This window comes from Lonsdalea iberica, from assembly GCF_002111585.1.
Lineage (GTDB): Bacteria > Pseudomonadota > Gammaproteobacteria > Enterobacterales > Enterobacteriaceae > Lonsdalea > Lonsdalea iberica.
In genome coordinates, this window is the sequence record NZ_LUTP01000001.1 from 31,772 (window position 1) to 46,843 (window position 15,072).

Genomic DNA, 15,072 nt, shown 5'->3' on the forward strand with positions numbered 1-15,072 from the left:
TTTCTGCGCAAACGTGTGCTAAAAAGTACTGAAAGCATACAAATGAGATGTTAGAATCTTTTTTTAAGCAACACTGGTGATTGTGAGATGGGTAAGAACGTTGTCGTACTGGGCACCCAATGGGGTGACGAAGGTAAAGGCAAGGTCGTCGACCTGCTGACTGAACGCGCTAAATATGTGGTGCGCTATCAAGGTGGTCACAATGCTGGCCATACTCTGGTTATTAACGGTGAAAAAACCGTCCTCCATTTGATTCCTTCAGGCATTCTCCGCGAAAACGTAGTTAGCATCATCGGTAACGGTGTGGTGCTGGCGCCTGATGCATTCATGAAAGAAATGACGGAACTTGAAGCGCGCGGCGTGCCAGTACGTGAGCGTTTGCTGCTGTCCGAAGCCTGCCCGTTGATTCTGCCGTATCACGTTGCTCTGGATAACGCTCGCGAAAAAGCGCGCGGTGCCAAAGCCATCGGTACGACGGGTCGCGGCATCGGTCCTGCCTACGAAGATAAAGTGGCCCGTCGCGGCCTGCGCGTAGGCGACTTGTTTGATAAAGAAAGCTTCGCCGTCAAACTGAAAGAAATCATCGACTATCACAACTTCCAGCTGGTGCATTATTACAAAGTCGAACCTGTCGATTATCAGAAGACATTGGACGATGTGCTGGCGATGGCCGATATCCTGACCTCCCTGGTTGTGGACGTTTCCGATCTGCTAGACAAAGCCCGCCGACGTGGCGATTTGGTGATGTTCGAAGGGGCGCAGGGGACTCTGCTGGATATTGACCACGGCACCTACCCGTATGTTACCTCTTCCAATACCACCGCAGGAGGCGTGGCGACTGGCTCAGGCCTGGGTCCGCGCTACGTTGACTACGTCCTCGGCATCGTCAAGGCATACTCCACCCGTGTAGGCGCCGGTCCGTTCCCGACCGAGCTGTTTGACGACGTGGGTGACTTCTTGTGTGAGAAAGGCAACGAGTTCGGTGCGACCACCGGTCGCCGCCGTCGCACAGGCTGGCTGGATGCGGTTGCCGTGCGTCGCGCGGTACAGATCAACTCCCTCTCCGGTTTCTGCATGACCAAGCTGGACGTGCTGGATGGTCTGAAAGAGGTGAAGATCTGCGTAGGCTACCGTCTGCCGGATGGTCGTGAAGTTGACGTCACGCCGCTGGCGGCCGAGGATTGGGATGGCATCGAGCCGATTTACGAATCGCTGCCGGGCTGGTCCGAGTCTACCTTCGGCGTGAAAGATCGCGCGGGCCTGCCTAAGGCGGCGCTGGACTATATCAAACGTGTAGAAGAAGTGACCGGCGTGCCGGTGGACATCATCTCCACGGGGCCGGATCGCGAAGAGACCATCGTTTTACGCGACCCGTTTGACGCCTGATGTAACCGGGTGCTTAGAACGACGAAAGGACGGGATATTCCCGTCCTTTTTCTTTTGTTCCGACCGAGAGACAATTCGCTGTAAGAGTAAGGGGGAGTATCCCCTTGCTCAGGCCATCAGCTCTTTGTCTGCACCTGTTTTTGGAACGTTTCCAGCAGCTTTTCATGAATATTGCCGAACCCGCCGTTGCTCATGACTAATACATGATCACCGGGCTGTGCGGTTTTGGCGACCATATCCACTAGCGTGTCAATATCCGCACTCCAATGCGTCGGCTGCACGCAAGATTCTGCTACTTCTGCGACCTGCCAGGAGATATGCTGTGGCTGGAACAGGAAGACTTCATCCGCGCGTCCCAGCGAGGGAGCTAACTCGGTTTTGCAGTGCCCCAGTTTCATGGTGTTGGAGCGAGGTTCCAGTACGGCCAAGATTCTCGCCGTGCCGCCGACTTTGCTGCGAAGGGCAGCCAGTGTGGCCAGTATAGCTGTCGGGTGATGCGCGAAATCATCATAAACGGTAATGCCGTTCGCGGTGCCGCGCTGTTCCAGGCGGCGGCGCGCATTGATGAAGTGACCCAGCGCGCGGCAGGCTTCCGCCGGCGGAACGCCGACATGGCGGGCGGCGGCGATCGCCATCAGGCCATTATGCATGTTGTGTTCGCCAACCAGGCTCCACTCGACTTCACCGACCAATTCTTCGTTCAGATAAACCTGAAAAATGCTGGAGTCCGGCACGCTCTTCTTCGCCTTCCAGATACCATCGTCACCGACCAGCTCCTGTTCGCTCCAGCATCCCATCGCCATGACTTGTTTCAGCGGTTGATCGTTGCAGGGAACAAGGATTCGGCCTGTTCCCGGCACCAACCGCACGAGATGGTGGAACTGTTTCTGAATCGCCTTCAGATCGTCGAAGATATCGGCATGATCGAATTCGAGGTTATTCAGAATCAGCGTTCGTGGACAGTAATGAACGAACTTGGAGCGTTTGTCGAAGAAGGCGCAATCATATTCGTCAGCTTCCACGACGAAGAACGGGCTATCGCCCAACCGCGCAGAAACGTCGAAGTTGCCGGGTACGCCGCCAATGACGAAGCCGGGATTGTAGCCGCAGGCTTCCAATATCCAGGTCACCATCCCGGCGGTCGTGGTTTTGCCGTGGGTTCCCGCGACGGCAATCACCCAGCGCTCACGCAACACGTAGTCGTGGAGCCATTGCGGCCCGGAGACATAAGGCATGTTCCGTTCAAGCACGGCTTCGACGCAGGGATTACCACGGGACATAGCGTTACCGATGATAACGAGGTCTGGTTGAGGCTCCAGCTGCGAAGGATCGTATCCCTCAATCAGGGTGATCCCCTGTTCTTCGAGTAGTGTACTCATGGGGGGATAGACGTTGGCATCTGAGCCAGTCACCTGATGTCCCAGCGAGCGGGCCAGCAGCGCGAGCCCTCCCATGAAGGTGCCGCAGATACCTAATATATGAATGCGCATACGTTTCCCAACTGTCTACAAAAGTCCGACTTATTCTAACGCTACGGATAGTTCTCAAGAAATGGATTTGACTATGTGCTCGCTTTCTCTTTGGGCTACACTGCAAACGCAAACGTTGGCGGTACATAATTAGACCGCTTTTCATCTGCTGACTATGGAATAGTGTTATGAAAACGTTAGGCGAATTCATCGTCGAAAAACAGCACGATTTCTCACATGCCACGGGTGAACTCACCGCGTTGCTGTCTGCAATCAAGCTGGGCGCGAAAATCATTCACCGCGACATTAACAAAGCGGGTCTGGTGGATATTTTAGGCACCAGTGGTGTTTCCAATGTGCAGGGCGAAGTACAGATGAAATTAGATCTGTACGCTAATGAAAAGTTGAAGGCGGCGCTCAAGGCGCGTGGTGAAGTCGCCGGTATCGCTTCCGAAGAAGAGGACGAAATCGTCATCTTCGAAGGTGAGCGTTCCGAAAATGCAAAGTATGTTGTGTTGATGGACCCGCTGGACGGCTCCTCCAACATCGATGTAAACGTTTCAGTCGGCACCATTTTTTCAATCTACCGACGTATTACTCCGCTGGGCTCTCCGGTGACCGAGGCCGATTTTCTGCAGCCCGGCAGCAAGCAGGTCGCCGCTGGCTATATCGTTTACGGCTCCTCGACCATGCTGGTCTACTCCACCGGTCACGGGGTTCATGCCTTTACCTACGATCCCTCACTGGGTGTTTTTTGCCTGTCACATGAACGAGTTCGCTTCCCTGAAACGGGAAACACTTACTCCATCAACGAAGGCAACTACATCAAATTCCCGCAGGGCGTGAAAAAGTACATCAAGTATTGCCAGGAGCAGGATGAGGCCACGATGCGGCCTTATACATCCCGTTATATCGGATCGCTGGTGGCGGATTTCCACCGTAACCTGCTGAAAGGCGGGATTTATCTCTACCCGAGTACGGCCAGTTATCCGCAGGGCAAGCTGCGTCTGCTGTACGAATGCAACCCGATGGCGCTGCTGGCGGAGCAGGCGGGCGGTAAAGCCAGCGACGGACATCGCCGTATTCTGGATATCCAGCCGCAGAAACTGCATGAACGCGCGCCGTTCTTTGTGGGGACTGAGTCGATGGTGAACGACGTCGAGCGCTTCCTGCGCGAATATCCCGACGATTAACGGGAGACATCTCCAGACAAATAAAAAGGTGGCGCGTTCTTTCGACCGCGCCACCTTTCTTTTGTGCGATATATCCCGACTTGGCGTTGACTCGTCGCTAGCTCCGAGTTAACGCTAGTGCTGCTCGAACCAGCTTTCAAGAATGACGACCGCCGAGGCGGAGTCGACGCTGCCTTTATCCAAAGCCCGAAAGCCGCCCTGAGCGAACAGTCCGGAGCGGGCTTCCACCGTGCTTAAACGCTCATCATGCAGTTCCACCGCAACGCCGAAGCGGCCGTGAAGGCGCTGAGCGAATTTTCTCGCACGGGCCGTCAGCGGCTGTTCCGTGCCATCCATATTGAGCGGCAGGCCGACTATCACCAGCTCAGGCTGCCATTCCCGTATTAGCTTCTCGACCTTCTGCCAGTCCGGCGTGCCGTCCTGAGCTTTGAAGGCTTGCAGCGGGCGGGCGGTGCGCGTTAGATCCTGACCGATGGCGACGCCGATGCTGCGGGTACCGAAGTCGAACGCCATGATGGTGCGGTGACTCATCAGGCGTGTCCCGCATCACTGGCGATCATATGGATATCCACGCCGAGCTTCTTCGCGGCGACGCGCCAACGGTCCGCTATTGGAGTGTGGAACAGGATGTCCTGATCGGCTGTGACGGTCAGCCAGGCATTGTCCAGCAGTTCGCTCTCAAGCTGTCCGCCTTCCCAGGCCGTATAACCCAGGGCGACCAGCGTATTATTGGGCTGGTCGACGGTACCCATCGTCTCCAGTACATCTTTGGACGTGGTGATCATCGTATCGGGCGACACGGAGATGCTGGAGGCGAAGCCCGCCTGCGGGGTGTGCAGAATGAAGCCGCGGTCATCCGCCAGCGGACCGCCGGAAAAAACCGGTTTGTCCAGCCGAATATCGGATTTTGACTCCGGCGGAGTGATTTTCAGTTTTTTCAAAATATCGTCGACGGTGAACTGTTCCATCGGTTTATTGATGATCAGCCCCATCGCACCGTCTTCACCGTGTTCGCAGACGTATACCACGGACCGTTTGAATACCGGATCCTGCATGGCAGGCATCGCGATAAGAAAGTGATGCTGTAAATTCATGGTCTGTTCTTATCGTTTTCTGTCGTTGTTTCGGTTCGCCGCCAGCCGACGAACCCGGCAGATGTGCATGGTCGACCGGGGATCGCTTCCAGGCCGTCGAAGAGTGCTCAGCGTGCGGACAGCCGCCGTTCAATGGCGTCCATCAGCATGCCGGTAATGGAGATGTCCGGGAACGCCGCTTCAATCTCACGTACGCAGGTCGGGCTGGTGACGTTGATCTCGGTCAGACGGTCGCCAATGATATCCAGGCCGACGAAAATCAGTCCTTTCTGTTTCAAGGTCGGGGCGACGGTACGGGCGATCCGCCAGTCGCTTTCGCTCAGCGGACGCGCTTCTCCCCGGCCGCCGGCGGCCAGATTACCGCGCGTTTCTCCCCCTTGCGGGATACGGGCCAGGCAGTAAGGAACCGGTTCTCCGTCCACGACCAGTACGCGCTTATCGCCGTCTTTGATGGCGGGCAGATAGTTCTGCGCCATGCAGTAGCGGCTGCCGTGTTCGGTCAGCGTTTCGATGATGACCGACACGTTGGCGTCATCCTGTTTCAGGCGGAAGATCGAGGCGCCCCCCATGCCGTCCAGCGGCTTGAGGATGACGTCTTTATGCTGCTGGTGGAACTCGCGAAGTTTGTCGGCGCGGCGGGTGACCAGCGTCGCGGGCGTCAGGTCGGCGAACCAGGCGGTAAATAGCTTTTCGTTGCAGTCGCGCAGACTTTGCGGTTTGTTAACGATCAGCGTGCCTTTTTCTTCAGCGCGTTCAAGAAGATAAGTGGCGTAGATGAACTCGGTATCGAACGGCGGATCTTTACGCATCAGCACCACGTCCAGATCATGCAGGGCGATATCATGCGTGTCGCCGAACTGATACCAGCCGTCGTAATTGTGCTCGACGCTTAGGCTGCGCGTGGTGGCGCGAGCTTCGCCCGCGTTCAGATAGAGATCGTCCATCTCCATATAATGCAGCTCCCAGCCTCTGCGCTGCGCTTCCAACAGCATGGCGAAGCTGGTGTCTTTTTTTATGTTGATGGCTGCAATCGGGTCCATCACGATGCCGAGTTTGATCATTCTCTTTCTCCTTTACCCCAGATCGCCGAATCGAACCTGCAATGCGGTGATTGCGGTAAGCGCTGTGGTTTCTGTACGCAGAACGCGAGGCCCCAACAGAATATCGGTAAAACCGTGTTCTGCCGTCATCGCAATTTCATCGGACGAAAGGCCGCCTTCCGGGCCAATCAGTAGCCGGACTCGCTGCACCGGCGTGGGCAGCGTATTGATGCTGTGTGTCGCCCGCGGATGCAGGTTCAGTTTTAACCCATTGTCCGGTTCCGCGCACCAGCTTTCCAGCGACAGGGGGGGACGGATGAGCGGAATACGGTTTCTACCGCACTGTTCGCAGGCGCCGATGGCGATTTTTTGCCATTGAGACAGCTTCTTCTCCAGACGTTCTCCGTCCAGCTTGACGCCGCAACGCTCTGAAAACAATGGGGTAATTTCATTCACGCCCAGCTCGATGGATTTCTGGATGGTGAATTCCATTTTCTCACCGCGTGAAATCACCTGCCCGAGATGCAGATGCAGCGGAGACTCCCGGTCTTCCTGCTGCGCGGCGTTGTAGCATACCTGTACCCGTTTTTTGTCGGCCAGCAGAATTTCCGCATCGAAAATGCAGTTGCTGCCGTCAAATAACTGTAGCGCCTGACCGCGGTTCATGCGCAGGACGCGGCCGATATGATTGGCGGCGTCCGCGCTGAGGTCGGTTTCGCCGCCGTGGGGCGATAGCGTTTCGGGATGAAAAATGCGCGGTATTCGCATTGATGTTCTGGCCTTTACGTCATGTCTGTCGGAATGGGCGGATCGCCCAGATGGAGCCCACCACCGTCCTCGGAGGGTGGCGTTTAGGACCTAAGCTATAGTAGGTAGCCGGATCACAGCTGGCAAGCTTGTTGCACGTAGGGGTTGTGATTGCCTTGAACCTGGGCGATGCGATTGTCGCGAGTGCATTCCCACTGCGTCACGGGATACAGCCGGTTCCAGGCTTCAAATAGCTGGGTCTGCTGGCGGGAAAGCGTCAGATGATAGCGGTCGCGCATATAAAAATAGGTACGGGCAATCGGGCCGCGAGCGCGTGCGGGCGGTTCAGCCATCTTGTTTTTAAAGTCGATTTTCATCTCGCACTGACCGTACTGCCTCTCATCGCCGTTCCACTGGTTATACATCAGATTGCCGCGGTCGCCGTTGACTTCGCCGATGGCCGGCTCCAGGTTATGCAGGTCGGTTTCCATTTCGCGGTAGACCTCATCCTGCTCGCAGTTCTTGCGCCCGCCGTTCTGCCAGCATTGGCGCTGATGGCCGAATTGCCAGGCCGGGACGACGTGTTCCCATTCGATGCGGCTGGCGCGATTGGCGTTCTTGCGAACTTCATAACCGCAGGATTGCAGGTCGGGGATTCCTTTTTTACCCTGCCAGATGATGCGGCAACCGCAATAGAAGCTGCCTGGCGCGTCTTGGTTGATTTTCACCGCAGCGGCTTTGGCCTGAGTGAAACTATGGATTTCCTGGCTGAGCGCAGGAAAAGTAATCAGGCTGTAGCCTACGGTAGCGATAACAAGAGTTTTGCGAAGCATGTTCCAAAGCGCCTTGGGCAGAAAAGCGTGCAGAGTACCGGAAGCCCTCCGGTGAGGCAACGCTGCGCCTGGTCGGAATAAACTGGAATATTGGGTTAATGCGCCCCTTTTTCGTTGCGCTTGAGAGGGGTGCCGCAGCGGCGGCAGCGGTACTCGGTTTCGCCGCGGAGAATGCGATTATGACGCCTTACCGTTAGTTCGTGTTGCTGACAGGCGCACTGATAGAGAAAGGTTTTCCCACGCACGGACGTCACGGCGAATGTGTGCGTACGGCGAGCTGGCACCGCCAGAACATGCTCCATCATCCATCGCCAGGCTTTACCGTGTGGGGGCGCTTTGCCGAAGCGCGCGTAGACCAGCAGGTGCGCCAGCTCATGGGGTATGACTTCATCGATGAATGCCTGCTGATTTTCTTGCAACAGCACGGGGTTAATCCGAATTTCCCAGTCTTGCAGCCAGGCGCTGCCGGCGGTGGCGCCGCGCTGATTATAGGTGACGACGGGTTCGGGGTAGTCGCTGTCGAGAGCGGTATTGGCCAGCGCCATTTTTTGTCGCAGGCAGCGCATCACCGCCTGATGGAGTGCGATAGGAACGCGTTCAGTCTTCATAGCGTCAAGCATACGGTGACCGGGGCACGGTTGTAAACGTGCCCCGGTGGGGGAGGGTTATTCGCCGATATTACGCAGACGCTTGCCGGACATCAGGTTATGTTCGATGTGTTCCAGCGAGACGTTTTTGGTCTCCGGGATCAGCAGTAGCGTCAGTACGATGAACAGGACGTTAAGGCCGCCGTAGACCCAGAAGGTGTTGGCGTTGCCCAAGGTGTTTAGCAAAGTCAGGAAGGTCGCTCCGACGATCATGTTAGCGATCCAGTTCGTGGTCGTTGAGACGGTGATGCCGAAATCACGGCCGCGCAGCGGCTGGATCTCGGAGCACAGCACCCAAATCAGCGGACCGGCGCTCATGGCGAATCCGACAATAAACATTAGTAGCATGATGATGGCGGCATATTGCATGGCGCTGGAGGTGATGCCGATGTGCAGCATCGTTCCCAGCACGCCCATGCCGAAGGCCATGACCACGAAGCCCAGAATCAGCGTCGGCTTGCGTCCCCAGCGGTCAACCAGACCGATGGCGATGAAGGTGGCCAGTACGTTGACGGCCCCGACGATCACGGTTCCCCACATTTGCTGTCCGGTGCTGGTGAAACCGGCGACATCGAAGATCTTCGGCGCGTAGTACATGATGACATTCATGCCGGTGAACTGCTGCATTACCTGCAGCAGAATGCCGAGATAGACCGCGCGGCGGAAGTTAGCATTATGGGTAAACAGCGCCCAGCCGCTCTGCTTGATTTGCAGGCTTTCCCGAATTTCATCCAGCTCCTTTTTCGCCTGCTCGGTGGAGTCCCGCAGTCTGTCCAGCACGCGTCTGGCTTCGTTAAAGCGTCCCTTGGCCGCTAGCCAACGCGGGCTGCCGGGCAGGAAGAAGACACCGATAAACAGCAGCACGGCCGGTAGCGTAATCACCCCCAGCATCCAGCGCCAGGAGCCGGTGTAGCTGAACGCCGTGTCGGACAGATAAGCCCCGAGAATGCCTATAGTGATCATCAGCTGGTACATGGATATCATGCTGCCGCGAATTTTCTCGGGCGCGATCTCGGACAGGTACAGCGGCGCTGTATAAGATGCCACGCCGACGGCGAGACCGAGGATCACGCGGGAGATAATCAATACCTCTACGTTCGGTGCTAACGCCGAGCTTAGCGAGCCGACGACGAACAGTACGGAGGCTATCATCAGACTGGTTTTTCTGCCCAGATGAGACGATAGCCAGCCGCTGCCGATAGCGCCGATAGCCGCGCCGAACATCATCGAACTAACGACCCACTCCTGCTGATGACTCGTCATTTGAAACGTTTGCGTGATAAACGGCAGCGCGCCGGCAATCACCCCAATATCCAAACCGAATAGCAGCCCTGCCAGCGCGGCAAGGAAGCAGACCAAAAACGTCATGGTTTTATTGGATGCTCTGTTGTTATTTTTAGCCCCAACCATAGAACCTCACTTGTTAATTCTGACCCTGGTACGCCGTAGCATAGGCTGCCACGGCATCGTGTTGTGTGATCCGTTCCCGATAGGTGTAATCGGTTACAATTTTGTTGCCAACGGTCGATATTGGCTGGCTATCTATATATGACAAAACGGTATTCAGGCAATCCGAAAAGCGAGAGGTGATGGTCTGTAATCGATTACAAAAAATACGATGATGAACGCAGGGGACGCTTCGGTGAGAATTATCAAAGTGTTACATAAAGGTCAATGTAGTCAGAAGTGGGTGAGAGGTCACTGTGGAAGTGTCTGAAAAACGCGGAGTGTAAAAAACACCAAAGCCAGACACGCTGGCTTTGGTGGAAACGCGGAGATTACAGGCCAGCCGCATCGCGCAGTTTAGGCGCAACGTCGGTTTTTTCCCACGGGAAATGCTCACGACCAAAGTGGCCGTACGCAGCGGTTTCCTGATAGATCGGGTGCAGCAGATCCAGCATCTGGATCAGGCCGTGCGGACGGAGATCGAAGTATTCGCGCACCAGCTCAGCCAGTCGATCAGAGGAGATCTTCTCGGTGCCGAAGGTTTCAACGGCGATAGACGTCGGCTCAGCCACGCCGATAGCGTAGGAAACCTGAATCTCGCAACGATCGGCCAAGCCAGCGGCTACGATGTTCTTCGCCACGTAACGCGCCGCATAGGCTGCGGAACGGTCAACTTTAGACGGATCCTTACCGGAAAACGCGCCGCCGCCGTGACGAGCCGCGCCGCCGTAGGTGTCGACGATGATCTTACGACCGGTCAGACCGCAGTCGCCCATCGGGCCGCCGATAACGAAACGACCGGTCGGGTTGATGAAGTATTTGGTGCTGGCGGTCAGCCATTCGGCAGGCAGCACGGGCTTGATGATCTCTTCCATCACCGCTTCCTGAAGATCTTTCAGTTTGATGTCTTCAGCATGCTGAGTGGACAGGACCACGGCGTCGATACCGGCGATTTTGCCGTTATCGTAAGCGAAGGTGACCTGGCTTTTCGCATCCGGACGCAGCCACGGCAGCGCGCCGTTTTTACGCACTTCGGACTGACGCTGTACCAGACGGTGAGCGTAGGTGATTGGTGCTGGCATCAGTACGTCGGTTTCGTTGGTCGCATAACCGAACATCAGGCCCTGGTCGCCCGCGCCTTGCTCCAGCGGATCGGTGCGGTCAACGCCTTGATTGATATCCGGAGACTGTTTGCCGATGGCGCTCAGCACCGCGCAAGAGTTGGCGTCGAATCCCATATCGGAATGCACGTAGCCAATGTCGCGAACCGTGCGACGTGTAATATCTTCAATATCTACCCAGGCGCTGGTCGTAATTTCACCACCGACTAACACCATTCCGGTTTTAACGTAAGTTTCGCAAGCGACGCGTGCTTTGGGATCCTGTTCCAGAATCGCATCCAGAACCGCGTCAGAGATCTGGTCGGCGATTTTGTCAGGATGTCCTTCGGAAACAGACTCGGATGTAAATAGGTGTCTAGCCATGAGTTTCTTTACCTTGTAAGAGCAAAGCCGTTAAGCAGTGTATCGGTTAATCGGTATAGACGGATTAACATCTGGATGGCTATTTTAGGTCGGTTTTTAGTCCCATTGCCAGTAGTTTTTGCCCGTCGATCCGGATCCCGTTTGATGGTCTCTATCGCCGTTTGACGCAACTCCGCGGATTGTTACGAATTTCATTTTGATTTTCCAGGGTGGGATCGGTATAACCGGCGCTCAGTTTCAATACCCGTGTTATGCTTAGTTTTTGCCGTTTCCATTTAATGGCCAGACCGCACAGCCTGCGGCCTGCTGGGAGGTGATAGGATTAATGACCCGTTGTTCGTTCCGTGAGTCGCGCTCTCCGCGACGCGCCGTCGCCGCTATGGCGCCTTCGTATCCTCTCTTTTCGCTTTCAGCCCAGCATTGTCTTTCCCGCAGTGCGACGCAGGATTCCCGCGCCGGCTGACCCTCTTTCATTCCTTTGCAGATGGACGCCGCGCGTTCTTCTGATGATGGTTTCCCTGGATTTTACCGAAACATATCTCGGAGCCTGACATCGTGCTTTACACTGAAAAGAGTCACAAATCGACGGCATACTACTCTCTGCCGGGCCCTGCATTATTAGTGGTGCAGACTGAACGCATGTTTCAGGTTGTCTACGCTGGAGCATCCATGATTGCCGATATTGCTACAACAGAAGGGGACTGCCATGTCTGACGACATGATCCATTCGCACTCGTCAGCGGCGGGTAAGCACGACAATGTACGCTCCATGCAGGAGGTGGCCATGAATGATCGCGATGCCAGCGAAATGCTGCGCACCTACAACATTGCCTGGTGGGGCAATAACTATTATGACGTCAACGAGCTGGGGCATATCACCGTCTGTCCCGATCCGGACGTGCCTGAAGCACGTGTCGATTTGGCGCATTTGGTGAAAGAGCGTCAGGGTAAAGCCGATCGTCGTTTGCCCGCGCTGTTCTGCTTCCCGCAAATTCTGAAGCACCGCCTGCGCTCCATCAACGGGGCGTTCCAGCGTGCGCGCGAATCCTTCGGCTACGAAGGCCGCTACTTTTTGGTCTACCCGATTAAGGTGAACCAGCATCGCAGGGTGATTGAAACGCTGGTGAACTCCGGCGAGCCGCTGGGACTCGAAGCCGGTTCCAAGGCGGAACTGATGGCCGTGCTCGGTCATGCCGGCATGACCCGCACCGTCATCGTCTGCAACGGTTACAAAGACCGCGAATACATTCGTCTGGCGCTAATCGGGGAAAAGCTGGGGCATAAAGTGTACCTGGTGATTGAGAAAATGTCGGAAATCCGGCTGGTGCTGGAAGAAGCGGAGCGTCTGAACGTGGTGCCGCGTCTGGGCGTGCGCGCTCGACTGGCTTCTCAAGGCTCGGGCAAGTGGGAGTCCAGCGGCGGCGAAAAATCCAAATTCGGACTGGCGGCGGCACAGGTACTGCAACTGGTCGAAATGCTGCGCGAGGCCGGCCGCCTGGAAAGCCTGCAATTGCTGCATTTCCATCTCGGCTCTCAGCTGGCGAATATCCGGGATATCGCGACCGGCGTGCGCGAATCGGCTCGATTCTATGTCGAACTGCACAAGCTCGGCGTGAATATTCAGTGCTTTGACGTGGGTGGCGGTTTGGGCGTGGACTATGAAGGGACGCGCTCGCAGTCGGACTGCTCCGTGAACTACGGACTGAACGAATACGCTAACAACGTTATCTGGGGTATCGGGGAAGCGTGTAACGAACATGGGCTGCCGCACCCAATGGTGATCACCGAGTCCGGCCGCGCCCTGACGGCGCACCATACCGTGCTGGTGTCCAACATCATCGGCGTGGAACGCAACGAGTTCAGCGAGCCGGAATCGCCGGGGGAAGAGGCTCCGCGCGCGCTGGAAAGCATGTGGTCGACCTGGAATGAGATTACGCAAACAGGCAATCGCCGCTCCTTGCGCGAATGGCTGCATGACAGCCAGATGGACCTGTACGATGTCCACACGCAATATGCGCACGGCATGCTGGATCTGACGCAGCGGGCAAAGGCGGAACAGCTTTATCTGAGCATCTGCCAGCGTATCCAACAGCAGCTCGATCCCAGCAATCGCGCGCACCGACCCATCATCGACGAACTGCAAGAGAGAATGGCGGACAAGCTGTACGTCAACTTCTCGCTGTTCCAGTCCATGCCGGATGCGTGGGGGATCGACCAACTGTTCCCGGTGCTGCCGTTGGAAGGACTGGATAAACTGCCGGAACGTCGCGCGGTCTTGCTGGATATCACCTGCGATTCCGATGGTGCTATCGACCATTATATTGATGGCGACGGTATTGCCACGACCATGCCGATGCCGCCGTACAATCCGGAAGATCCGCCGCTGCTGGGCTTCTTTATGGTGGGTGCCTATCAGGAGATTCTGGGCAACATGCATAACCTGTTCGGCGACACCGCCACCGTGGACGTTTTCGTCGGCGAAGACGGCAAGGTCGATATTGTGGAGTCGGACGAAGGCGATACGGTCGCGGATATGCTGGAGTACGTGCAGTTGAATCCGGATGTCCTGATGTCTCGCTTCCGTGATCAGGTGAAGGCGGCTCAGCTACAGCCGGAGCTGCGGGCGCAGTTCCTGCATGAGTTCGAGACGGGGCTGTACGGCTACACCTACCTCGAAGACGAATAACGCGTCCTGAGGCGTCACAATACGAGAAGGCTGAGTGTGAACTCAGCCTTTGTTATTTCTGCCGACGTCATGCCGAAAGTTTATGTCGGAAACGTAGTCGTTTGTCGCAGGGCGCCAGCGGGCAACCCACCGGCTGTCAGACTTTCTAGCGGCAAGAAAGGGCGGCAACGTGATGAGGTAGGGGCGGGTGATATGGGCGGCGGAGAGAAATGAAAAGGGCGCCGAGGCGCCCTTTGTCGTTATCTGAAAGCGTCAGCGATTATTTGTTTTCGGTGATACGCTTGCGGATATGTTCAGCACGTTCTTTCGACGCCGGGTGGGAGTCAAACATGCTGCTGTCGCGGCCAGCATCCATCTTCGCCAGTTTCTCGAAGCTGGTCGCCAGACCTTCGCGGTTGACGCCACGTTTTTTCAGCAGATCGAAAGAGTAGTCATCAGCCTGAGATTCCTGCGCCTGAGAGAACTGCGCGTTAACCAGCGCTTCGCCCAGATCGGCCAACTGAGACTTAGACAGCGTAGCGGCAACGCCGCCCGCAGACGCGGCAGCGGAGCGTGCAGCTTCTGCCGCGTAAGCGACCTGCATGGCTTTACGGGTATGGCCCAACGCGACGTGGCCCATTTCGTGGCCCAATACGCCTTCCACTTCGTTATCGTTCATCATGTCCATCAGGCCGCTGTATACGCGGATGCAGCCGTTAGCCATCGCCCAGGCGTTGACGTCTTTCGTCAGGTAAACTTTGTAATTAGCCGGGGTGCCGTTGATGTCGTGACCGAGTGAGTTGGCGATTTTATTCAGGCGCTTGGTGTATTTGCTGTTGGCGGGTGCGATGCTCGCCTCTTTATCCATTTCCTCACAAGACTGCGTGCTCAGCGTTTTAACGTCTGAATCACTCAAAGAGGCGGCTTTGAAAGCCTGGGTGCCGGACTGCAGCATTTGTGCTGCGTCCATGCTCTTACAGCCACTCAATGACGTTGCCATGACGATCGCTAATAGTGAAGCTCGTAATTTCATCCCTTTTCTCCCTAGGATTGTAAGTAAAAACAACG

At 56.1% G+C, this 15,072-nt stretch carries 13 protein-coding genes; 3 read left to right on the top strand and 10 right to left on the bottom strand.

The window, feature by feature from the left end:
• The first annotated feature begins 87 nt into the window (after positions 1 to 87).
• Complete coding sequence (locus tag AU511_RS00150; RefSeq protein ID WP_026739010.1) at positions 88 to 1,386, top strand: adenylosuccinate synthase; 1,299 nt, start codon at positions 88 to 90, stop codon at positions 1,384 to 1,386.
• A gap of 116 nt (positions 1,387 to 1,502) precedes the next feature.
• Here the strand turns inward: AU511_RS00150 and mpl are convergent, their stop codons facing one another.
• A complete protein-coding gene (gene mpl, locus AU511_RS00155; protein WP_094108387.1) occupies positions 1,503 to 2,876 on the bottom strand; it encodes a UDP-N-acetylmuramate:L-alanyl-gamma-D-glutamyl-meso-diaminopimelate ligase in 1,374 nt (457 codons plus the stop codon).
• A 167-nt stretch (positions 2,877 to 3,043) separates the two neighbouring features.
• Here mpl and fbp point away from each other — a divergent pair, with 167 nt between their 5' ends.
• Entirely contained in the window at positions 3,044 to 4,048 is a 1,005-nt protein-coding gene (gene fbp / locus AU511_RS00160) for a class 1 fructose-bisphosphatase (protein WP_026739012.1), read from the top strand.
• Between the two features lie 114 nt (positions 4,049 to 4,162).
• Here fbp and ruvX read toward each other — a convergent pair whose 3' ends face one another.
• The 8 genes from ruvX to metK form a co-directional block, all read right to left on the bottom strand.
• Entirely contained in the window at positions 4,163 to 4,579 is a 417-nt protein-coding gene (gene ruvX / locus AU511_RS00165; RefSeq protein ID WP_026739013.1) for a Holliday junction resolvase RuvX, read from the bottom strand.
• Positions 4,579 to 5,142, bottom strand: coding sequence for a YqgE/AlgH family protein (locus AU511_RS00170; RefSeq protein WP_094100971.1), 564 nt, complete (start codon positions 5,140 to 5,142; stop codon positions 4,579 to 4,581). The genes ruvX and AU511_RS00170 overlap by 1 nt, the downstream gene beginning before the upstream one ends.
• 107 nt (positions 5,143 to 5,249) lie before the next feature.
• Positions 5,250 to 6,203 (bottom strand): glutathione synthase, encoded by a 954-nt coding sequence (gene gshB / locus AU511_RS00175; RefSeq protein ID WP_094108388.1) that lies wholly within the window; start codon positions 6,201 to 6,203, stop codon positions 5,250 to 5,252.
• A 12-nt stretch (positions 6,204 to 6,215) separates the two neighbouring features.
• Complete coding sequence (gene rsmE / locus AU511_RS00180; RefSeq protein WP_094108389.1) at positions 6,216 to 6,950, bottom strand: 16S rRNA (uracil(1498)-N(3))-methyltransferase; 735 nt, start codon at positions 6,948 to 6,950, stop codon at positions 6,216 to 6,218.
• Positions 6,951 to 7,063: 113 nt separating this feature from the next.
• Entirely contained in the window at positions 7,064 to 7,762 is a 699-nt protein-coding gene (gene endA / locus AU511_RS00185) for a deoxyribonuclease I (RefSeq protein ID WP_094108390.1), read from the bottom strand.
• 95 nt (positions 7,763 to 7,857) lie between these two features.
• On the bottom strand, positions 7,858 to 8,370 hold the full coding sequence (locus AU511_RS00190; RefSeq protein ID WP_094108453.1) for a SprT family zinc-dependent metalloprotease: 513 nt from the start codon (positions 8,368 to 8,370) through the stop codon (positions 7,858 to 7,860).
• Positions 8,371 to 8,427: 57 nt separating this feature from the next.
• A complete protein-coding gene (locus AU511_RS00195) occupies positions 8,428 to 9,819 on the bottom strand; it encodes a sugar porter family MFS transporter (RefSeq protein ID WP_094108391.1) in 1,392 nt (463 codons plus the stop codon).
• A gap of 368 nt (positions 9,820 to 10,187) precedes the next feature.
• Complete coding sequence (gene metK / locus AU511_RS00200; protein ID WP_094100967.1) at positions 10,188 to 11,339, bottom strand: methionine adenosyltransferase; 1,152 nt, start codon at positions 11,337 to 11,339, stop codon at positions 10,188 to 10,190.
• 706 nt (positions 11,340 to 12,045) lie between these two features.
• On the opposite strand from metK, the gene speA reads away from it, so the two are divergent.
• On the top strand, positions 12,046 to 14,025 hold the full coding sequence (gene speA, locus AU511_RS00210) for a biosynthetic arginine decarboxylase (protein ID WP_094100966.1): 1,980 nt from the start codon (positions 12,046 to 12,048) through the stop codon (positions 14,023 to 14,025).
• A gap of 259 nt (positions 14,026 to 14,284) precedes the next feature.
• Here speA and loiP read toward each other — a convergent pair whose 3' ends face one another.
• Positions 14,285 to 15,037, bottom strand: coding sequence for a metalloprotease LoiP (gene loiP, locus AU511_RS00215; protein WP_094100965.1), 753 nt, complete (start codon positions 15,035 to 15,037; stop codon positions 14,285 to 14,287).
• Between the last annotated feature and the right edge of the window lie 35 nt (positions 15,038 to 15,072).

Coding starts and splice junctions, on each gene's coding strand:
- fbp (WP_026739012.1), top strand. CDS start 3,044: ATGAAAACGTTAGGCGAATTCATCGTCGAAAAACAGCACGATTTCTCA.
- metK (WP_094100967.1), bottom strand. CDS start 11,339: ATGGCTAGACACCTATTTACATCCGAGTCTGTTTCCGAAGGACATCCT.
- AU511_RS00150 (WP_026739010.1), top strand. CDS start 88: ATGGGTAAGAACGTTGTCGTACTGGGCACCCAATGGGGTGACGAAGGT.
- mpl (WP_094108387.1), bottom strand. CDS start 2,876: ATGCGCATTCATATATTAGGTATCTGCGGCACCTTCATGGGAGGGCTC.
- AU511_RS00170 (WP_094100971.1), bottom strand. CDS start 5,142: ATGAATTTACAGCATCACTTTCTTATCGCGATGCCTGCCATGCAGGAT.
- endA (WP_094108390.1), bottom strand. CDS start 7,762: ATGCTTCGCAAAACTCTTGTTATCGCTACCGTAGGCTACAGCCTGATT.
- AU511_RS00190 (WP_094108453.1), bottom strand. CDS start 8,370: ATGAAGACTGAACGCGTTCCTATCGCACTCCATCAGGCGGTGATGCGC.
- loiP (WP_094100965.1), bottom strand. CDS start 15,037: ATGAAATTACGAGCTTCACTATTAGCGATCGTCATGGCAACGTCATTG.
- rsmE (WP_094108389.1), bottom strand. CDS start 6,950: ATGCGAATACCGCGCATTTTTCATCCCGAAACGCTATCGCCCCACGGC.
- AU511_RS00195 (WP_094108391.1), bottom strand. CDS start 9,819: ATGGTTGGGGCTAAAAATAACAACAGAGCATCCAATAAAACCATGACG.
- gshB (WP_094108388.1), bottom strand. CDS start 6,203: ATGATCAAACTCGGCATCGTGATGGACCCGATTGCAGCCATCAACATA.
- ruvX (WP_026739013.1), bottom strand. CDS start 4,579: ATGAGTCACCGCACCATCATGGCGTTCGACTTCGGTACCCGCAGCATC.
- speA (WP_094100966.1), top strand. CDS start 12,046: ATGTCTGACGACATGATCCATTCGCACTCGTCAGCGGCGGGTAAGCAC.